The following is a 21,633-nucleotide window of genomic DNA, read 5'->3' as shown; positions in this document are numbered from 1 at the left end:
ACACAGAAAATCTCAATAAGAAAAGCTCTCCTTGCGCTACCGGAAAAGTAGGAAAGGAGAGCTTTTCTCGTCATATTATTGAGATTTCTTAAGCACTGGCTCGCATGACGCTTGCTAGCGTGTCCATTTGCCGGCCCATCTTATCGCTGGAAGCATCCACAAATGCCTGGAACAAGCGGGACCAGACAGGATTATCAGAGTAAAGCTCTTCTGGATGGCATTGAGCCGCCAGCATAAAGCTGCGCTCGGGGATCTCTAGTAATTCGACGATACCATCTTCAGCCAGGCCACTGGCAACAATACCTTTGCCCAGATTCTTGACAGCCTGATGGTGTAAGCTATTCACAAGGATTTTATCCACGCCCAGCACTTCTCGCATACGGCTGCCTGGAGTAATACTCACACTATGCACAGTCTCGTTGCGTGGTAGTTGCCAGTTTGCATGCTTGAGGAGATCACCCTCATAACCAGTAGCTAAATCCTGATACAGGCTGCCACCAAGTGAGACATTCATCAGTTGCATGCCACGGCAAATTCCCAAAGTGGGTATATCTTCCTGCCAGGCCCAATGAGCCAGAGATAATTCTAGCTTATCCAGCTCTGCATCAGTCTCGCTTAAATCAATAGTTGCTTCTTCTTTATAGGTATTGGGGTGTACATCAATGCCACCTGACAGCAGTAAGCCATCCAAGCGGAAAAGTAAAGAACGGAGACTCTCATAATCATTCATGATCGGAATAATAACGGGTACGCCACCAGCACTCTCAACCGCATGTATATAGGATTTGTTACTGTAGTAGACAGGCTTCTCAGCATTTTCTCCCCTCACCCCAGTTCGACTCGGAACACCAATTAACGGTCGCATTCTCACCACTCCTATCTATCTATATTTTCTATAACATATGAATACGTTTGATTATTCCCTTTTTAAGCACTTTTAGCGCGGTAATGAGCTTCTTTCCTATAAAATCAGATAAAAACCCTTTTTGCCACCGCCATCCGCAACCAAAAGTCAGTACGAATATAACTTTCCATGGCTATCCACGTTCGGAAGATTGAATATGAGACATTTGAAAAGCTATTTTACACGCAGCTAGCGCTGCTCGTGCAATTGTGTTGCATGATTTCCCAAAAATTGAGTTTATCTCTAAACTCAGAAATCATGAGTAAAAAGAATTGAGGTCGTCAGTGACTTGTTCAGAAATCGTACTGAGGAAATTGCTCTTACTAATGTTTTACATTTACTTAATAATATCTGTCAAGCAACCAGGACCATTTAGTATATTTTGATTAATGGGTATTCAGGACCTTTTCTGCGACCTCACGTTACAATTTAAATTCTCTTGCTGCTATACTAAGAACAAACTATTTCTAGGAGTAGACAAACACTATGCCCATTGATAAATACCTATTGGCCGCGCCCAAGGCAGAATTACACGTCCATTTGGAAGGTGCGATTCGACCGGAGACACTGTTGAAGCTGGCCGAGAGAAATAATAGAGAACTTCCAGTCAAAACTGTAGCTGAGGCGCAAAAATGGTTTGCATTCAGGGACTTTCCACACTTTGTTGAAGTCTATGTTTCGATTTCGCGCTGTCTGCAGACCAGTGAAGATTATGAATTGGTGGTCTACGAATTTGCCGAAACGATGGCACAACAGCATGTGCGCTATGCTGAAGTTACCTTCTCGGCCTGCTTCCACGGTATAATCAAAGGTATAACATTCGATACCTATTTTGGTGGTCTGACACGAGGCCGTGAGCGCGCCCGGAGGGATTTTGGGGTTGAGATCAACTGGATCTTCGATATTGTACGCGATGCGGCTAAAGGCTATGGCGACTCCAAACGTGCTGATTACACCGTCAAAGTCGCGGTCGAGGGAATGCAAAATGGAGTCATTGGAATTGGCTTAGGTGGCTACGAAACTGGCTTTCCACCGCAATGGTTTAAACCCTGGTTTGAACAAGCCAGAGCCGCCGGCCTGCACAGCGTCCCACACGCCGGAGAAGTAAGTGGTCCTGAGAGCGTCTGGGGAGCGATACGCGAACTGGGAGCCGAACGCATCGGCCATGGTGTACGCTCAATTGAAGATCCAGCCCTCATCGACTATCTCGCTGAAAACCAGATTCCGCTGGAAGTCTCTCCCACCAGCAACATCCGTCTGGGCATTTATCCCGATTACAAGCATCATCCCCTGCCACAACTACTGGCAGCTGGCATTCCCCTGACCATCAATAGCGATGATCCCCCCCTCTTCAATACCACATTAAATACAGAGATCGGTCTACTCCATAGCGCCTTCCAGTTAGATGTAGCAAGCATCAACCAACTACTGCTCAACGGCATTCGCCACAGCTTTCTAACACCAGAGCGTAAGCAAGTACTATTAGCCGAATTCGAATCTGAGTTTGATCGTCTAAAAGAAACACTCAGCTAAAAGTAATGATGGGATCATGTAAGCAAGCATGATTCCCATAGCTTATATTAATTTGGATTGATGTAACGCCTACCGTCGATAAAACGAGCGCTGGATCCACAGAGCTGACCAATTCAACACGACAGCAATCGCGATAGTAATTACGATAAACGGCAATCGAGATTCTAGCACGCGGGTATACGTTATTATTTGCAGAATTGTAATGCCCGCTAATAATAGTGACAGCAGTCCCAGGGTAATGCGTTGAGCCAGAGGGACAGGTGGGTTAATAGAAATTTTGCCAGAGCGCGTATTTTTGGATTTACGATCCATGCGTGTATTCCATCCATGGAGAAGACTGGCAAACATACCTGCAAGACTCAAGGGCAGAAGCAAGAGCAAAATGGAAGCGTCTCCCCCATGTCCAATTGTGGCGAGGTCAAAAATGAGAAAGCTCAAAACGATGCTGATGATAGCAGGAATCATAAGAATAATGATGGAGTTGAGCGCTACGAGAAAACGAAAATCAATAAAAATACTTGGCTTATCGGCAATATGTACTGGCTCATGGGTATCAGAAGTATAAGTATGAGGAGAGTCAATTCCTGCGTAAAATCGCTCATGTTCTTGCTGCTGTGACATATATTTCCTTCCCTTTATAATACATAATTGAAAAGATGACTTATATTGATATTTTAACGAAGGGTGAATAAAGATGATATAAGTATATACAAGTATGCAAAAATTGCAGTGAAAAAATACCATTTTGGAAGGGATATAACATGGAAATCAAGCAATCCGATGGCGATCATGAGAAATGGCGCATCCATTGTGTCATCGGCAAAAAATAAGAGTCAGGTTACTACATATGCTCTATCAATTGTTTTATGATCTGTTCTCTTAAATTATAAGATGTTCTAACATTGAATTCATAACTAGAGCATATTACCATTGAATCAAGCCAATCAATAGAATAGACTGATCAATAATCGTTGTCGGGATCAATGGTACGCGGTCCTTGTGGCTAATACATCTCACGTAGTGATATTTCAGACCCACCATGGTCATGCTCAGGGACATTGACGTCTCCTCGCTACACGGTTCGGTCGCTTAAATATGATCCAGTCCATCTATTCCAGGCGAAAATCCTACGTGAGATGTATTGAACTCAAAAGCTGCGGCTATGATTCGGGACGCTGGGATAGGGTGCGTTGTAGCTCTTCGATACGGGCAAGCAGGCGCAGGATGACTTCGATACCTTCCAGGTTGATATCCAGATCGCGCTGCAGGCGTTGGGCACGGCGCAACAGCAGTAGATCGCTTTCACTATAATGGTGTTCCTGGCTAGCACTATCATGGCTGCCAATCAAGCCACATTCAAAGAGATACAGCACAAATGGTTGTTCCAGATGACTGTATTCCAGGATCTCTTGTTCAGTATAGGTATAAGATTCTTGCTGGCTGCGTACAACAATTTTTGTGAGGCGGGTTGAAATTGGTTCAGACATAGGGCAATTCTCCCTCTACTATTTAACCAGCCGCATCCAGCGATTTGGCAAAGTCTTCAAAACGGCTACGCTGATCTTCGGTGAGGTGGGTCGGCAGGCTTACATGGATCTCGGCATAGAGATCGCCACGTGTCTCTGGATGGCCTGTTTGTGGCATGCCCTGGCCACGCAGGCGCAACGCACGACCATCATCAGTGCCAGCAGGTATACGCAACATCAGCCGGCGTCCATCGGGCAAAGGTACAGGGATCTCACCACCGAGCATAACGGTGGTCAACGGAGCATGGACCGTCGTGCGCAAAGTAGTACCATCGCGGGTAAACTGAGGGTCGGGAAGCACGTGTACTCGCAGGTACAGATTGCCACGTGGATTACCCTCCGTACCCTGTCCTGAAACACGGATACGAGCGCCATCATCTACACCAGGGGGAATCTTCACCTCAAGACGGCGCGTCCCCCCATTTTGCTCGGCCAGCTCAAGGACACGCTGACTCCCTTGATAGGCCTCACGCAAAGAGACCTCCACATCAGCCTCAATATCCTGTCCAGCCATACTACGGGCCGAGGGACGAGGACCACCCCGTGCATATGAACGGCGCCTACCCCCACCAGGGCCAGCGGAATGAAAATATGTCTCAAAGAAATCTGAAAACGGCGAGGCCCCACCAAATAGATCCTCAAGGTCCTCCTCGTTCATAGTCTGATACTGATAATTACCACCAGCAAAACCGCCCGCGCCCCGTCCTGCAGTGCCCGCGCCAGCTGGTTGACCGGCACCCGGCCAGACACCATAACGCTGATAGTAATCACTCATCTCATTATACTTTTTACGCTTCTCAGGATCAGAAAGGACTTCATTGGCCTCGTTAATTTCCTTAAACTTGCTTTCCGCCTCTTTATTGTCCGGATTCACATCAGGATGATATTGGCGGGCCAGACGACGAAAAGCACGTTGGATCTCCTTCTGGGTAGCATCCTTGCTAACCCCTAAGATCTTATAATAATCCTTATAATCTACAGCCATTTTACAATCGCTTTCTTTCTACACTACGCAAAAAGAAGTACAAAACAGCACAGAACTAGACTTCACGAAACTCTCCCTCGATAGTCCCTGAATCGTCTTCAGGACGGGAAGATGGATTGGCAGTGGCAGAACCATCAGAGGCTCCAGTCTGGCTATAGACTTCCTGGCCAACCCGTTGTAAACTCTGCTCTAGCTCCTCTGAACTCGTGCGGATGCGCCCCTGATCATTGCTGGCAAGGGCATCGCGTACAGTTTTCACTTTATCCTCAATCTCGGTACGCAAGGTAGCCGAGATCTTATCAGCTGCATCTTTTAACGTACGCTCAGCCTGATAAGCAATAGTATCAGCCCGGTTGCGTAGATCAATCTCTTCTTTACGGCGCTGATCTTCCTGCGCATGCTCTTGAGCCTCACGTACCATACGCTCGACATCGCTCTTGGAGAGACCACTAGATGCTGTAATGGTGATTTTTTGCTCTTTACCCGTGGCTTTATCGCGAGCCGTAACATTGAGGATACCGTTGGCGTCAATGTCGAAGACCACCTCAATCTGCGGTACCCCACGTGGCGCAGGCGCGATACCTTCAAGCTTGAAATGGCCCAGGCTCTTATTATCGTGGGCCAACTTACGTTCGCCTTGCAGAACATGGATTTCGACGGCTGACTGGTTATCATCAGCCGTACTGAACATCTCACTCTTACGAGCAGGAATTGTGGTGTTACGCTCGATCAAAGGCGTCATCATACCGCCCAACGTCTCAACGCCCAGCGACAACGGCGTCACATCCAGCAACAAAACATCTTTCACATCTCCCTGCAACACACCGGCCTGGATCGCCGCGCCGATCGCCACCACCTCATCTGGATTGACACCCTTATGAGGTTCCTTGTTGAAGATGCTCTTCACCATCTCCACCACAGCCGGCATACGGGTCTGACCACCAACCAGCACCACTTCATCAATCTGTTTGGCATCAATACCCGCATCTTTTAAGGCCTTCATAACCGGCTCACGTGTTTTCTCGATCAGATCACCGACCAGTTGTTCCAACTTTGGACGGGTCAGGGTAATCACAAGGTGTTTAGGACCGCTACTATCGGCGGTAATAAAGGGGAGATTGATCTCAGTCTGCTGCACCGTGGAAAGCTCGATCTTGGCTCGCTCGGCCGCCTCTTTCAAGCGTTGGAGAGCCATACGATCGTTGCGTAGATCAATACCTTGCTCGCGCTTAAATTCGTCGGCCAACCAGTTGATGATATGTTGATCAAAATCATCACCACCCAGATGGGTATCACCATTGGTAGCCTTCACCTCAAAAACACCTTCACCCAATTGCAGGATGGAGATATCAAAGGTACCGCCGCCCAGATCATAGACCGCGATCGTCTCGTCCTTCTTCTTGTCCAATCCATAGGCCAGAGAAGCGGCGGTCGGCTCATTGATAATACGCAACACCTCCAGGCCAGCAATCGTGCCAGCATCTTTAGTTGCCTGACGCTGCGTATCATTAAAGTAAGCCGGTACCGTAATTACCGCCTGAGTAATCTTCTCACCCAGCTTCGTCTCAGCATCCGTGCGCAACTTCTGCAAGATCATGGCTGAAATTTCTGGCGGACTATACTCACGGCCAGCCAGCACAATGCGCACATCACCATTGGCGGCCCGCGTAATCTTATAAGGCATCTCCTTCAGAGAACGCTGCACCTCTGGATCATCAAATTTACGGCCCATCAAACGCTTTACAGAGAACACCGTATTTTCAGGATTCGTCACAGCCTGTCTTTTGGCAACCTGACCAACCAGACGCTCCCCGTTTTTTGTAATCGCCACAACCGAAGGGGTCAGGCGCGAGCCCTCGCTATTCTCTAGCATCGTGGGCTCGCCGCCCTCAATCACTGCCGCCGCCGAATTGGTGGTTCCTAAATCAATACCAATCACCTTGGCCATATCATCTTGCTCCCTTCACACACATACATGCATAGATACTGTAACCACATATGTGGTACGCTTCTACAAATGATCACCACCCTACAAACAACGCACAAGAAGATTTCTCCGCTAATGATAGAGCTTATGCCTCATTATACACACCAATATAGGACACGCATTAGGATTATGCTTGATCGACTGGACCACTGGAAACGAAAACCTGGGCCGGACGCAGAATGCGTTCACCCATGCTATAGCCAGGACGTACAACCTGAACAATTGTGTCCTCTGGATACTCAGTACTTGGCGCGCGCAACAATGCCTCATGTTTATAAGGATCAAATGGCTCACCGGGCACGCCTAGCTCTTTCAATCCCAGTTGTTCCAAGGTATTGCTGAGCTGGCGGGAAGCCAGCATCACGCCCTGCGCCCAGGAATGATCAGCCAGTTCTGGGGGGGCAGAAGCCATGACACGTCCCAGATCATCCAGTACAGGCAACAAGCGCTCAATCAAGGCCGCCTGAGCATTAGTGCGGGTATCGGCCATTTCCTGACGCGTCCGACGCTTAAAGTTGGCAAAATCAGCCTGCGTGCGCTGCAAGAGATCCAGGTATTCCGCCGACTTTTGTTGTTCAGCAGCCAGTTGCTCTGAAACCGCATCCGGAGCCGCGTTTATCTCCTCCTCCCCTGCTGTCTCCTCGGTCAGCTTCTCATCCTGCACATCGGTTTCTTTGGGCTGCTCGGCATCACTATTCTGCATACTTACTCATCCTTTCTATTTCGACCATGCACGAGAGGATACATGGTATTTCTACATTGATGGGATTTTGATTTCAATCTGGTGCTGTACCAGACACGATTTAGGGAGAAATAGTGTATACAGACAGCTAGCTTTAACCCATCTGTAAAAGCAAGCTGCCTGCAATTTTCTTATGGAACGCATAGATGGTTATAACATATCCCCAGGAAAATAATGATTCTTCCAGCGCATATCTATAGCATCATCACTACGCTGATAGCGAATATCGGTCGACAAACGTATCCTGTTGAGAGCATCATAATTGACGGTGGCCGCATGGATCATATAAGGGCTATGGACCACCATATCTCCAGCCTCATAGTCCGCGATCAGCCAGCGGCTCTGGATGCGCTCAGCCAGTTCAGGCAGATCGCTTGTCAGCCAACCTTCACGCATGTTTTTATTAAAAGCACTGATCCGCTCCTCGGGAGGCAGATCAGCGTTTTTGAGCGAAAATTCAGCCTCCATTTTGCGACCCAGCGCATCCGATCCCTCCAGATAGACCAATCCACCAACCTCAACCGGGATATCGCCCAAAGGAATCCAGCTACTACATAAACGATCCGTCCCACCGCGTAGATAGACCAGATCATAATGGGCACCCGTGGTTTTAGCATCTCCTGGCACATTGTAACGGATAAGTTTGCGCTTATGCAAATAGACCGGGCCATCCAGAAATGCCTGATAAAATTTGATTATTTCAGGCGAGGTACAGAATGCCTCGTATGCGGGACTGCGATGAAACTCCATAAACAGTTGATGGGCCAGCTCTTTCTGCTCGATTTGGCCTGAATACAACCCTTCAACGGGGTCTGTAGCAGGCGCAAGCATACCGCTAACCTGGAGCAACTCAAAGAAGCGGCGGCGAAAGGCCAGGACCCGATCACGATCGAGGATGCCTTTCAGCCAGAGATAGCCATGGGCACGATACTTCTCGCGTAACTGCTCCAGCGGCGAAGCCGGATCAGTTGGTTCCAACCATCCCAGGCGTTGGGGGGATTGCGAAAGGGTATAGCCGTTGCTCACCAACGATAGTGAACGCATCTGAGTACTCACAGAGATTCCCTCCTTTGCAAAGTCCAATCGATATAAATACATGATGAGAAAGCTAGCATGCCTTTTCCATATAAAAGTAAGTATACTTATATTATGGAGAAATGTCCTGGAGGAAAGATCATCACGCGCAAAAAGTCTGGCAGGAGATTGGTTTAAAACTGATCAATGGGCCGCAGGTCTGGCTGCACATGACTGGGCCAGGCAATGTTTTGGAGGCTTGCCTGAAAATCTTTTTTCAGGACAGGATCATGGACACGCGTCACCAATTCTTGCTGGATACGCCAGGCTTGATCCAGCGACAATTGCGCTGCGTCTGGTTGCTGCATATATGTATATAATTCAGACTGCAAAATATGCAATGGCCAGGCTTCACCGGGAAGATTCAACTCTTCTGCCAGTTGTAAAGCCTCATGCACATAGGTAAGTGCCAGGGTCGACTTCCCTTCATAATGGGACAGGATGGCCAGACAATGGAGATAACAGAGGCGATAACGACGATTATCATTAATACGGCAACCAAATTCAATAGCGTCATCCCGGGCCACCGCATAATCATGATGCTGGAGTAAGGCCAGCGTCTCAAACCAACGCGTCAGGCCCACAACAGACGTTGAATCATCACGCACACGCAACGCCTGACGAGCATAGCTATAAGCGTCGGCCAGATCACCTTTGAGCATACTCACCTCGCACAGCTTACGGGCCAAAAATTCCGTATACGGCTGGTTAGTAAAATGCTCATTCAGCGCGCAGGCTTCCATAAAATTCTTAAACGCTTCATCCGGACGTAGCAGCGCTAGATTGATAGCTCCCATGACAGCCAGGCAACCAAAGATTAACGGCGAAATGTCCAGGCCACGTGCCACAGGCAAAGCTTCCTGACAGCTCTGCAGGGCCTCTTCATAATAGCCACATTCCTGCAACGCCCAGCCCAGGCGACACGAACTCAAGGCATGGCCCCAGCAATCATGCTCCTGCACACTTAAAGCATGGGCCCGACGTAATAGCTCAATGGCTTCACCGGCACGTCCAGCATGGATACGCGACTCAGCCAGCATGCACAAACAATCAGCCTCGACCACACGATTACCCAGCATAGCATAGAGAGTGGCGGCCTCCTCGGCATAAAAGGCAGCCTCATCCGGAGAAACAATGATACGCTCATCCTCCCAATCACGTGTACGCGCATTAGTATTCATGATACCACCGATACTGCGCATAATAATTTCAGGACGCTTAAGCTGACGCGCCACATACAGAGCCTGCTCACCCGAAATACCTTCAGCCGCCAGATCTCGACTATAACCACTTAATTGAGCCAGATTCCAGGCCGACTCAGCCTGTCCAATCTGATCATGGTGTTCCCGGGCTATCTGCCACGCCTCAAGCAGCAGTTGCTTGACAGCTTGAAGATCAAAGCGCTCACGCGTAGCCAGAACGGCCAGACAGTTCAGGGCCGCGCATTCAATGGTAGCTTGTTTCGTTGCGCGAGCATAAGTAAGCATTTCTTCATGGATTTGCTGAGCTCGATCCAGCTCATTTCTGATCTGATAGCAACAACCCAGATAGGTATACAATTCCTGTACCCGGTTACTCTTAAACGATACAGAACAGCGCTCATCAGTACATGCATTCAGAAGGCGTCGGGCCTGCTCAAAGTAACCAATCGCATCTTGCAATGCATATAACTCGCAGGCCTCAGTACCTGCGATGACCGCATACTCAAACGATTGTTCATGGTAACCAGCCTCTAATGAGTGATAGGCCAGGCAGGCCGCCGAAGCCTGCTCGACAACAAGGATATGCAAGATTTGTCGATGTAACAACTGGCGACGCGCATCACTCAAGCTACTATATACCGCCTGGCGAATAATTTCATGCCGAAAAGTATACAAAAAGTGTCCTTGAACACTACCAGTCACCCACAGCATTCCGCAGTTCAACACTTCATCCAGGGCCTGTAAAGCATCTTTATCTGCGAGCGCAGCAACCTGGCACAACTGCTCAAACGTACAGCCTCGTCCAAATACAGCTACCGCCACCAGTAATTCTTTCCCGGTGCTCGACAGCTTCCTGATCCGGCTCTCCAGCAGCACCCGTACGCTCGAAGGCACGATATGGCAGAGATGATCAGAATGCTGGCAAGCATCCGACACATCCAACCGCCAGCCACCACCATCCGTCAACGGACGCTTCAGGATCTCCAGATCTGCCAGCGCATTTAACGTCTCCAAGAGATAGAAAGGTTGACCGCTTGTATAGCCAAATAGCCATGAGGCGACCTTTTCAAGCTTGCCATCAGTCTCTCCGGCAAATTGAGACGATGGAGCAGGCTGATAGTGTACTAGCTGGCGCAAGAGATCCCGTACATCCTCTTTCGTCAGCGCCTGAAGTGAAAATCGAGCCAGAGGAGAGAAACGCTCAACCTCCTCAAACCAATCCTGCCGCTCCGACAACAGATAAGATTCATCATTGCGCTGTGTCAAAATCAGGCAGACCGCTGTCTGCTGCTCCTGCCAGAAACGCAACATATAATGCAACAGATCAAAGCTGGAAGTATCAGCCCATTGTAGATCATCGATAAAAAGAACAAGCGGGGAGCGTTGCGCCCAGGCCTGTAGCAAGCGAGCAATAGCTTCAAAAAGATGGGCCTGCGCGACAGTCACATCCTCAACTGGAGGTGCAAGATCAGGGTACCGCTCGCGTAATTCGGGAAGCAAACGACTAACCTCAGCCAGCCAGAGATCGGGCAAGAGATCCTCAGGCGCATTTTCCTCTTCCATATGCCGCCGCAACAGTTCAATAATAGGTTGATAAGGAAGATGTCCACCAGTTTTATAAGCACGGCCAATCAACACGCTAGCCTTCTGCGTCTGCACCCAATGCAACCATTCCAGGACCAGACGCGTCTTACCGATACCGGCATCCCCTTCAATCAATACTACCTGTGGACGGCCTTCAGAGGCCAGTTGATAAAATTCAATCAAACGATTAAATTCCTGTGTTCGTCCAAGTAACGGTCCTTCAAGGCGCATCGATGCAGGCGGGGTAACCTGATGAGAAGATGATAGGCCTGGCATATTGACCGGGGTATGCTGAGCAAGCGTAGAGGTAGCTAAGCGGATACTTTCCGCCAGTGAAATCATGCTAGCCGTTGGATGTACCTGCTGCTCCTGCCAGAGGAGCTCGCGATAATCCTCATAAGCGCGCAAAGCCGCCACACGTCGGCCTGCAGCCATGTGTGCTTGCATCAAACGGCTATTGGCAGCTTCATGCAAAGGATCCAGGGAGCGCCAGGTCAAAAGCGTTTCCAGGTTCCGCTCAATCAGGCCTGACGCCGCATACAAGACTGAAAGTTGCTCAAAAACCTGATGCATATGAGCATGATACTGCTCACGCTGATATCTAAGCCAGGTATCGAAGTCAGGCGCATCGGACAACGTAAATCCAGCCAGGATATCGCCGCGATACAGTCTGGCCGCCTGCTGCAATTGTGCAAGCAGATCAGCCTGTACTTCATCATGATTACGCGTAATAATGGAGGACTGCGAAATAGTAGTAGCTAGCGAGCAGGCTGAACGAAAAGCATAAAGATCTACTTCAATATCCGACTGTATATCGATGCCAAGCGCCGTGCGGTCACCCAAAAGATGCGACTGTCCAGTTGAATTATCAGTGCCCAGCACACTACGTAGATCACGAATAATCGCACGCAACGACATATGTGCATGATGGGCATCACTATCAGGCCAAAAGAGTTCAGAGAGCTGCGTACGAGAATGCGATCCCCCCTCAATAGTTAAATAGGCCAGAAGTGCCAGAGCTTTGCGAGTTGCAAACGAGAGCAGTATATCTCCATGATAGATTTTCGGTTGACCCAGAACAGAAATATATAACCTACTCATCAAGCATACAGCTCCCTTCAGCAAACTTGCAGCAGACCTCCAATGACGCCTAATAGTATATCTACTCTCACCGGAAAATAACAAGCACAAGTAAGCCTGACAAAGTTGAGCAGAAATAAAAAGTGGTTACATTATCACGCTAGCATCACGCAATTTTTCACGTTTCATCATTATGCTCTGAATAGACTACTATCGTTGTAGCCACTCAGTCAGTCAGTCAGTTTTCAAGAAAGGACATTTTATATGAAATTCCAGATAAAACCCAGACCAGTGTTTGTCCCCATCGACGAACAGAAGCAAGCAACTGAAACTTCCCTTGCAGCCATTGAATTGACTGAAGAAGAGTTGGAAGCCGTCCAGGGTGGCCACGGCGGTTGTGGAGATAGTGGTTGTACAGATAGTAGTAGTACGAGTAGTACGAGTAGTGATTGTGGGAGCGGGGGCCACAGTCATCACCACTATCGCCACTACCGCTATCATCACTATCATCACTACCATCACAGCTACTACTAATAGTCACAGTAGAACAGCAGAAAAGGCACTAGCCTTTTGAACTCCTGATAGATAGGGTCCACTCACTGAAAAGATCTCATCCGAAATAGAGATACAAATAAGGAGTGGGCCCTATTTATGCGCCCCATCCACACACGCTCAGATCCCGTGATTACCTCTTCCCTTGAAGGGAACTTACTTGTAGCAATTGAGCGTACCGTTAGTGCATACAAGGCACAGGTCACAGCAATCAAGCATCATGTGAGTGGTAGGAAATTGTTGGGCGGTCACGCTCAACAATTTCCTACCACTCACATAAAAGCCAGCGCCGCAGGCACGAGGCCTCAGAGCAAACACACATATCCTACATTTAAAAGGTAGATCTTTGCCTGCCCGTATTAAAAGAATAAAATTGGTAGATACTTTTTATTCAATACGCATAGCAAACAACAAAATTTCCTATAAAAACAGCTAAACTTCCCCAACACTTATGGCGATGTATAGTAGTGTAAGAGTTAGTAAAGCAAACGTCACACAAGCTCCTCTATACTCTTACCTGCTACTAGAGTGGTTGCTAGTAGGAGCGTCAATATCGCTATAGTCTTAAACCAATGCTGTAACCCTTATGTTTTTACACTTCTACTCTATAATAATTGGCGAAAGGAAGCGCCAGCTTAAAACAAATCTTTTCTTACAAGTAGCTTTTTTGGTTCAGCAGTGGGATCAGCCACATATCAGCTAGCGCAGATGACCACATGATCCATTCTCCTCTCTTCAAAAGAAGGCCACAGCGGGAGGTCAGTCGAAGCCAATACGAGCTTCGGCTGACCTTTTTTTATCCTACGCTAAGTATGATCGTTTTTCTGATACTTTTCGCTAATGGAAACGCATAGAGCTCAACAGCATAAAAGGAAAAATGCATGCGGTATACCAGCCAAATTATGCGCGTGATTAGCAATCATAAATATTATTGGACAATGACAGTCAGGTTCATGTCTGGATGGACAGTACAGTATAAGTGGAAAGTTCCGGCCGTATTGAAGGGTCCAATATCCTGACTGACATTGCCATTGACGGTTGCATCGAGCTGGGGTGACCCTTTCTCATCTTTGGGAATCTGCATGCCATCAACCCAGCTACCATTGGTGATGATATGGATGGCCGGACTATCATTGATCAGCGTTACACTTTCTCCTTTATGGATCGTAATCGATTTTTGGGTAAAGTTGGTCTCACTCATATGTACTTGATTCTGACTTGCGTCGCCACAACCTGTCAGCATAGCTAACATAGCTATACAGCCCAGCAAGATAAATAAAATACCTTTTTTCATTCTTCACATCTCGCGTCAAAATATTATTATTCCTTCAGTATATTATAAGGGGAAGGGATACCTTAGGGGTATGTATAGGGACTTGGCCCTATGGACAAAAAAGCACGGAAGTTTTATGCTCACAGTAGATAATTAGTAACGTCAAGGAAGCAGCGCTTAAAGCTTCTATTTCTTAGCCATTTTATTTATACTGAAGAAAGGCCTGAAAAGGTATCATGCGTTTACATCTTTCACGGATTCACCTGATTTGTGCATCCATGCTCAGTCTTGGATTATTTCTGACACTGGTCGGCACCTCATTTGCGGCACCGTTTCACGCGAAAGTAACCTCATCAGATCCAAAGGCAAACTCGACGATCAAGCAGGCACCAACGAAAATCACGGTCACAACGGCCGAAAATATGAAACCGGGAGCCGCCAATAGCAATCTGCTGGTGTATGGACCCAGTGGAGAGTTGATCAACGATGGGGACGCCAAAGTAGATTTGAATAAGCCCGATCAGATGTCGGTCAATATCAAACCAGAAAAGGATGGCGTGTATGTTGTACGCTGGACCACAGTATCGGCCGGCGACGAGGATCCTGATCAAGGAGCCTTTGTTTTTACCGTTGGAACTGCCGCCGGCGAAACAACAGCCCAGGCCCAACCTACGGCTGTCTCAACGTCCAATACCGCGCCAGCCAAATCTACAACCGATAACAGCGGTGCTATCTGGATCCCCATTGTTACAGGATTAATTGCTCTGATCGTTGGATTGGGAGTAGGCGTTGGTATTGGCCGAGGTAGTAAACCTGCTGCAGCAACCACCACGACCGAGACCCCCAAAACACCCATTAACCAGAGCTAATGTATTACAGCAATCAGGCAGGGAGTCGACTGGCTCCCTGCTTTTTTTATGTAAACGCCCAACGCTGCCAGGGGCAGAAATATGGCAGCCTGTCAGGCGACTGCGCTCATACGCTTGAACGGCAAGCTATAATTGAGATGATTAGTCACATTGACAGCGCTAAAATAATGTGCTATTCCTCTAAGTAAGATAAAGAAAGCAAGCAGTGAAAATTGAACACAGGATGTGTTGAAATACTCCTTGTATGACCATGTAGCAAAGTTAGCAAGCGAGCGGATCAGAGCGAAGGAGTCCTTTCGATGTCAACATATCTCTGTTTTAACATCCCACAGCATGGGAATGTCAATCCAACACTGGCAATCGTCCAGGGACTCATCACACGTGGCGAACAGGCCACCTATTATTTGACCCCGGAATTTCGGGATCCAATCGAGGCAACGGGGGCACTATTCAGGAGCTATACTTCCAGCCTGGATTTCAACGCCATGATCGCGGCAATGGGCTCACAAAGCAGTACCGAGCGCTATCTCACATTAAGTGAAAACATTCTCCAGGAGTGCCGCGCCCTCCTTCCTCACATCCTCAATGATCTCCAGGGACTCCGACCAGATGGCATCATTTATGGACAGGCGGCGCTCTGGGGCCGTCTGCTGGCGCAAATCATGCATGTACCTGCGATCAGTGTGCGCAGCAGTTATGCAATCAATCAGTATTTTCAATTGTTCGCTCCATCGCCACCGACGCTTGAGCCAGAGAAGGCTGAACAAAACCGGCAACGCAGAGATAGTATCAACGATCAATTAAACTCGTTATGTCGGGAATATCACATTACGCCGTTCGATTTCACCGATATATTCTCCTATGCTGAGCCGTTGACACTCGTAACCATGCCACGTACCTTCCAGTATGCAGGCAACAGTTTTGATAATCGCTTCAAATTTGTTGGCCCCTGTATCCTTCCGCGCAAGGATAACACCCATTTTCCACTTGAGCATCTGGGCAATCATCCCCTACTCTACATATCATTGGGCACTTCATTCAATAATCGGCCCAAATTCTATCAAGTATGTCTCAATGCCTTCGCCAATACCCCATGGCAGGTTGTTATGGCGACTGGAACACAAGTAACACGCGCCGAACTGGGGCCGATACCAGAGAATTTTATTGTCCAACCCTATGTGCCACAGCTAGAGATACTGGCTCGGACCAGCATTTTTATCAATCATGGGGGCATGAACAGTACAATGGAGGCCCTCTCATTTGGCGTACCCCTGATTAGTGTCCCACAGATACAGGAACATGAGCTAACGGCCAGAAGAGTGGTTGAGTTGGGATTGGGAATGGAACTGGGGCCTGAACTGGTGACGGCGGAAAGCTTACAGATGGCTGTGGCGAACATTGCCCATCAACCGGAGATCCGCATGCGTACACGCCAGATGCAACACATTATCGCGGAAACCGGAGGGGTACACGCGGCCGTGGACGCCATCCTACAATATCTACATACACGGCAAGCGTATAGGCACGTAACTTCTTTCGCCCCGAAAAGTGGTTTTTAGCAGCAGGGTCGCAATCAACTCTTCTTCCATTAACTTTCGCTACGTGTTATAGTGAGGTTGACGATTGTTATTGGATACAGCCCTTGATTGTTTTATCTATGTTTGCGTACCAGGATGAGCACTCAAGGTTTGAAAAGAGGGAAAAATGGCCATAGAATGCACGCATCTTGATCTCATTCAAGAAGTTACGCCTAGTGCACAGGGATGCGAGGATTGCTTAAAGATAGGTAGTAGCTGGGTTCATCTACGTATCTGCCTGATATGTGGACATGTTGGCTGCTGCGATTCCTCGCCGAATAAGCATGCGACCAAGCATTTTCATAGTACCAATCATCCAATCATTGCGTCCTTTGAGAAGGGGGAAGATTGGGGTTGGTGTTATATCGATCAAGTTGAACTTGATTTTAGTGAATAGTATCTCATCCATAGTTTATTGCATGATAGTTATAGAGCAGTCACTTTATGAGTTTTCATACAAGTGACTGCTTTTTTTTGCTGCCGGGGCCTCGCGCCTGCGGCGCGAGGCATTTTTTATATGTGGTGCTCAGGGCGGCTGCAGCCGCCCTGAGCACCACATATAAAAAATGGGGGATGTTAGATTGCAGTTCATAATAGAGTTGATGGAGTGTGTTTTATTTGGGGTTGGTGGCGCGTTCGAGGAGGGTGATGAGTTGGAGGGCTTCGTGGGTGGAATGTCCACAGATGTCTGGGTCTGGTTGGAAGGATGAGCAGACGGCGGGTCGTTCGGGTTTGCCGAAGATCTGGCAGCGGTTGTCGTTGCTTAAATTGACACAACGAACTCCTGCGGGTTTGCCGTCGGGCATGCCGGGCAGTGGACTTGAAATTGATGGCGCGATACAGCAGGCTCCGCAACCAATACGACAGGCCATGATAGGGTGATCGGGTGCAGCCTGATGCATGGGTATTCTACTCCTCATTCATGTCCTTCAATCTTTCTTATTCAAGCATGCAACATATATTGGAAAGTTAGATACTACTCTATCAAACTTCATGGAAAAAGCAAGAGGGTATGGGATTCTCGCAGGGCTTTTTAATATTTGCCCAGAGATCGCAGGGAGATCATGAGCAAGCGATCAGATGTATATTATTTCAGGTGTGGAGTGTGTGTGGTGCGCGGCCGCGGCCGCGCACCACACACACTCCACCCCCCCAACCCGGCGCCGCAGGCGCCAAAAAGGAACATTAACAGCGAAAAATGAGTTGGGCGTGCGTCTATATTGTGTGATAGTAATTGGCATTGGATGTGATAAAAGGCATATTTTGACACCGAGATAACAAGCATGTACTATACTATATAGTATACTTTAAAGTGCCATATTGTAAAGGTACAGTCTCTTTTTTCACTTCTCCACTCGCAGGAAGAGGTATGATGAATAGAAATCCAGGTTGTTTTGGAAAATATGAACTGCTGGAGCCGATTGGTTCGGGAGGTATGGCCCAGGTCTGGAAGGCGCTGCATCCAGATCTACGGCGCTTCGTGGCCATCAAAATTCTCCATGCCGATCTCAAGTATATGTCGCCAGCAATGATGACACGCTTTATCACTGAAGGGCAGGCGGTCGCGCAACTCGATCATCCGAATATTGTCAACATCTATGATCTACACATTCCTGATGCAAAGGAAGAGGGTTGTGAGCCTTTCCTGGTGATGAAGTATGTCGATGGTCCAACTCTGAGCAAGTATATTCAGAATACTTCACGCGCCAGTCACTTTCCAGGCGCAGAGGAGATTGTAGAACTATTTGCTTCGATCAGCCTGGCACTGGATTATGCGCACAAAAGAGGCATTATCCATCGCGATATCAAACCATCCAATATTTTGCTGGATACGACCAATACAGAAAATAACGCCATGGGCGAACCTATTTTAAGTGATTTTGGCCTGGTCAAGATCATTGGCGCCCAGGGTCCCACCGAAATAGGAGCGTTAATGGGGACGCCGCTCTATATTTCGCCAGAACAGGTACAGGGTAGAGAGGTAAGCCATAAGAGCGATCTCTACTCGCTTGGCATTATCCTTTATGAAATCTGCACCGGCACACCTCCTTTTCGGGGTGATAATGCGTACGCGATTATGCGGCAACACCTTCAGGATGAGCCACCGCTACCCAGCCTGATCAATCCTAATCTCCCTGCCGATGTTGATGAGGTCATCAAACACGCGATCGCCAAAGATCCTGACCAACGTTTCAATAGCGCCACATCAATGACCATCGCACTTGCCCATGCATTCCAGGTGCCAGTTCCTGAGCGCATTCGCATGCATTCCAGCAAGGAACTGATGATTACCAGGACACCAACCAGGGCCGTAGAGATGGAGATCATGACCACGCTTTCACCGGCTCCAATCGCGAAAACGAATCGTATCTGGAAAAACATCTGGCCCATTTTTATTGCCGCCCTGATCTTTGTCATTCTTGGCGCCACCCTGCTCAACAAAATCATCACCATCTTCCCATCGGGGGCCGCCAGTCCCAAAGATACAGTGGTTGGACAGCTCACATTTTATAATACTGGTAACGCCCTGGATGTTAATCATTCAACCATCAACGATGGTATCAAGCTCCATCTGACCAGCCTCGTCCCACCAGCAAGCGGCAATAGCTATACAGCGTGGCTTTATAATCAGCACTCTGAAGATGCTCCATTGTTACTGGGAACGTTGAAAGTACAACATGGAGAAGGCACGTTAACGTATCAGGATCCAGCACATCAGAATTTATTAGCGGCAATGAGTGATTTTGTGCTGGTTGAAAAGCCTACTAATAATAATGATGTTAATCCTTTGCTCGACACCAAACAATGGCGCTACGTTGGGAGCGTGCCACGCCAACCAAATCCAGATGATCCGGATAAATTCAGTCAGTTGGACCATCTACGGCACCTGCTGGCCAATGATCAAACACTGGATGTACGCGGACTCCATAACGGCATCGACTTCTGGTTGCAGCACGATATAGAGCAGATACAACAAGAGTCCCAGGACATTAAGAATCAGAAAAATCCCGACGTGATGCGCCAGAAACTAACCGATATGCTGTACTATATGGATGGTCCCTGCGCCGCCATTGAGGCCCAAAGCAGCGGACATCTGCCCGCAGCGCCAGAGGCAAATATTGCTAATGAGGCAAAAATAGGATTATTGCAGTGTGCGCAACTTAACAATATCAATGGACATATCAAGCATGTCGGACTGCACCTGACAGGCATCGTACGCGCGCCGGGTGCAATCCAGCAGCAGATTACCGATGCGAATAGCATCAATAACCATCTTAGCAAGCTTAATACCTTGATCAAGCAGATGCATACGCTGTCTATTCAGCTCAGCAAACTGACGAGAAGCCACTTACTGGCAGCCAGCGATCAACGCAATCAACTTGCTCAACTAGGAGCTTTTAGCGTCTCCACCACAGGCTGGACCGATCCCGCTACCCATAGCACAGAGCCAGGCATCGCCCAACTGTGTAATCAGATCGCGGGACTCGCCACCATTCAGGTCCATACCTATCTGGTGAAACATTAAAACCATTGGCAGGCTAGCGGTCAAAGGAGACTGCTTCCCTATAGCGGCGAAGCGCCTCAAGATGCTCCACTGGAGTCCCAAATTTGGCATTCATCGTATTGAGAGAGATATGGGTAGCACCCAGGGAACGCCAAATTTCGGTTTGTCGTACCTGCTCATCTAACGTCTCGCTGGCATTGACACGAGCCTCAATACCCAACGAACTGCGCTCGCGGCCCGCCTCCTGAAGATAAGTAAACAGGCGCTCAAGGGTCGCACGCATCTGATCATCTGGATCACCAAGGGGGAACCAGCCATCAGCCAGGCGAGCAGTCCGGCGTAACAAAACATCTGAACTACCACCAGTCCAGATGGGAATCGAACGCTTGACGGGCAAAGGATTCAAACCGGCCTCAGTAACAGTATGATACTTGCCTTTATAGGTCACCACCTCCTGCTTCCACAGTTCCCGCAACACCTCAATCTGCTCCTCAACCATCTTGCCACGCGCATGGAAATCTATCCCCAGCCCCTCATATTCCACAGCATTCCAGCCCACACCGATACCCAGTCTAAATTTGCCGCCGGTAAGTACATCCACCTCTGCCGCTTGCTTTGCGACCAGTACCGTCTGGCGCTGAGGCAAGATAATCACGCCGGTCACCAGTCCAAGTTGAGTCAAGGCAGCCAGATAGCCAAAGAGCACAAACGGTTCATGGAACAGACTGTTCTGGGTATAACCGGTCCAGCCTGGACGATTGGTTGGATCGGCTCCAAGCACATGATCATATGCCAGAATATGTTGGTAGCCCATACCTTCAACAGCTTGAGCATAATCACGAATCACCGCTGGATCAGCACCAATCTCATTTTGTGGAAAAGTAACACCTATTTGCATATGCACCTCCCAGACGTATCTATAGCTTTCAACAGCATTTATTCAATAACACTGTGCTTATACTAATCGATAACAGCAATACGTTACGTATTATTTCACGTAGAGCAATGCAAAAAGGTTTATCCAACAATTATTTCTTTACCTTTGCAAATCATCATCGAAAAATGTGTAGCAATATGTAACAGAATGTACATATTTTTGCCAGAGACACTTTTATACAAGCTGGCCCGTACTATCTCTATCACGACAACAATTTGTTGAGAACGTGTCTGACTCCCACTCTCTTGAAGAAGCATACAGCCAGCCGCACTCGGGCCCTAAAGGACCCATGTTTTTTTTACG

The 21,633-nt window shown here is 48.2% G+C and carries 18 protein-coding genes; 6 read left to right on the top strand and 12 right to left on the bottom strand.

Annotation, left to right across the window (positions count from 1 at the left end; translation table 11 throughout):
- Positions 1-88 precede the first annotated feature (88 nt).
- Positions 89-865: a gamma-glutamyl-gamma-aminobutyrate hydrolase family protein gene (locus tag EL633_RS32735; RefSeq protein ID WP_126631408.1), complete on the bottom strand. Its 777-nt coding sequence runs from the start codon at positions 863-865 to the stop codon at positions 89-91.
- A gap of 525 nt (positions 866-1,390) precedes the next feature.
- On the opposite strand from EL633_RS32735, the gene add reads away from it, so the two are divergent.
- Positions 1,391-2,437, top strand: a complete 1,047-nt coding sequence (gene add / locus EL633_RS32730; RefSeq protein WP_126631407.1) for an adenosine deaminase — start codon at positions 1,391-1,393, stop codon at positions 2,435-2,437.
- A gap of 69 nt (positions 2,438-2,506) precedes the next feature.
- Here add and EL633_RS32725 read toward each other — a convergent pair whose 3' ends face one another.
- The 8 genes from EL633_RS32725 to EL633_RS32695 all read right to left on the bottom strand — a co-directional run bounded on the left by EL633_RS32725 (position 2,507) and on the right by EL633_RS32695 (position 12,638).
- Positions 2,507-3,058: a hypothetical protein gene (locus tag EL633_RS32725; protein WP_126631406.1), complete on the bottom strand. Its 552-nt coding sequence runs from the start codon at positions 3,056-3,058 to the stop codon at positions 2,507-2,509.
- A 303-nt stretch (positions 3,059-3,361) separates the two neighbouring features.
- Positions 3,362-3,496 carry a hypothetical protein gene (locus EL633_RS37970; RefSeq protein WP_281275966.1) on the bottom strand — a complete coding sequence of 45 codons (135 nt, stop codon included), beginning with the start codon at positions 3,494-3,496 and terminating at the stop codon, positions 3,362-3,364.
- Positions 3,497-3,597: 101 nt separating this feature from the next.
- On the bottom strand, positions 3,598-3,924 hold the full coding sequence (locus EL633_RS32720; RefSeq protein WP_126631405.1) for a chaperone modulator CbpM: 327 nt from the start codon (positions 3,922-3,924) through the stop codon (positions 3,598-3,600).
- Positions 3,925-3,946: 22 nt separating this feature from the next.
- Positions 3,947-4,948 (bottom strand): DnaJ C-terminal domain-containing protein, encoded by a 1,002-nt coding sequence (locus EL633_RS32715; RefSeq protein WP_126631404.1) that lies wholly within the window; start codon positions 4,946-4,948, stop codon positions 3,947-3,949.
- Positions 4,949-5,003: 55 nt separating this feature from the next.
- A complete protein-coding gene (dnaK, locus tag EL633_RS32710) occupies positions 5,004-6,896 on the bottom strand; it encodes a molecular chaperone DnaK (RefSeq protein WP_126631403.1) in 1,893 nt (630 codons plus the stop codon).
- Positions 6,897-7,062: 166 nt separating this feature from the next.
- Positions 7,063-7,638 (bottom strand): nucleotide exchange factor GrpE, encoded by a 576-nt coding sequence (locus tag EL633_RS32705; RefSeq protein ID WP_126631402.1) that lies wholly within the window; start codon positions 7,636-7,638, stop codon positions 7,063-7,065.
- Between the two features lie 189 nt (positions 7,639-7,827).
- A complete protein-coding gene (locus tag EL633_RS32700) occupies positions 7,828-8,721 on the bottom strand; it encodes a phytanoyl-CoA dioxygenase family protein (RefSeq protein ID WP_126631963.1) in 894 nt (297 codons plus the stop codon).
- Positions 8,722-8,885: 164 nt separating this feature from the next.
- Positions 8,886-12,638 carry an ATP-binding protein gene (locus EL633_RS32695; protein ID WP_126631401.1) on the bottom strand — a complete coding sequence of 1,251 codons (3,753 nt, stop codon included), beginning with the start codon at positions 12,636-12,638 and terminating at the stop codon, positions 8,886-8,888.
- Positions 12,639-12,881: 243 nt separating this feature from the next.
- On the opposite strand from EL633_RS32695, the gene EL633_RS32690 reads away from it, so the two are divergent.
- Entirely contained in the window at positions 12,882-13,151 is a 270-nt protein-coding gene (locus EL633_RS32690) for a hypothetical protein (protein WP_126631400.1), read from the top strand.
- 946 nt (positions 13,152-14,097) lie between these two features.
- Here EL633_RS32690 and EL633_RS32685 read toward each other — a convergent pair.
- Entirely contained in the window at positions 14,098-14,463 is a 366-nt protein-coding gene (locus EL633_RS32685; protein ID WP_126631399.1) for a plastocyanin/azurin family copper-binding protein, read from the bottom strand.
- Positions 14,464-14,678: 215 nt separating this feature from the next.
- On the opposite strand from EL633_RS32685, the gene EL633_RS32680 reads away from it, so the two are divergent.
- From EL633_RS32680 to EL633_RS32670, 3 genes are all read left to right on the top strand, one after another.
- The gene (locus tag EL633_RS32680) at positions 14,679-15,311 is read left to right on the top strand and encodes a copper resistance CopC family protein (protein ID WP_126631398.1); all 633 of its coding nucleotides are present in this window, start codon (positions 14,679-14,681) and stop codon (positions 15,309-15,311) included.
- A 299-nt stretch (positions 15,312-15,610) separates the two neighbouring features.
- Positions 15,611-16,870, top strand: coding sequence for a macrolide family glycosyltransferase (locus EL633_RS32675; protein ID WP_126631397.1), 1,260 nt, complete (start codon positions 15,611-15,613; stop codon positions 16,868-16,870).
- A gap of 145 nt (positions 16,871-17,015) precedes the next feature.
- Positions 17,016-17,285 (top strand): ubiquitin carboxyl-terminal hydrolase 14, encoded by a 270-nt coding sequence (locus EL633_RS32670; protein WP_126631396.1) that lies wholly within the window; start codon positions 17,016-17,018, stop codon positions 17,283-17,285.
- A gap of 217 nt (positions 17,286-17,502) precedes the next feature.
- Here EL633_RS32670 and EL633_RS32665 read toward each other — a convergent pair whose 3' ends face one another.
- Positions 17,503-17,790 (bottom strand): YkgJ family cysteine cluster protein, encoded by a 288-nt coding sequence (locus EL633_RS32665; protein WP_246039308.1) that lies wholly within the window; start codon positions 17,788-17,790, stop codon positions 17,503-17,505.
- A 467-nt stretch (positions 17,791-18,257) separates the two neighbouring features.
- Here EL633_RS32665 and EL633_RS32660 point away from each other — a divergent pair, with 467 nt between their 5' ends.
- Positions 18,258-20,414: a serine/threonine protein kinase gene (locus EL633_RS32660; RefSeq protein WP_126631395.1), complete on the top strand. Its 2,157-nt coding sequence runs from the start codon at positions 18,258-18,260 to the stop codon at positions 20,412-20,414.
- A 13-nt stretch (positions 20,415-20,427) separates the two neighbouring features.
- On the opposite strand, the gene EL633_RS32655 is transcribed toward EL633_RS32660, so the two are convergent.
- Positions 20,428-21,291, bottom strand: a complete 864-nt coding sequence (locus EL633_RS32655; protein ID WP_126631394.1) for an LLM class F420-dependent oxidoreductase — start codon at positions 21,289-21,291, stop codon at positions 20,428-20,430.
- Between the last annotated feature and the right edge of the window lie 342 nt (positions 21,292-21,633).

It is taken from the genome of Dictyobacter alpinus, from assembly GCF_003967575.1.
GTDB lineage: Bacteria > Chloroflexota > Ktedonobacteria > Ktedonobacterales > Ktedonobacteraceae > Dictyobacter > Dictyobacter alpinus.
This window is presented reverse-complemented; position numbering and strand designations above follow the sequence as displayed.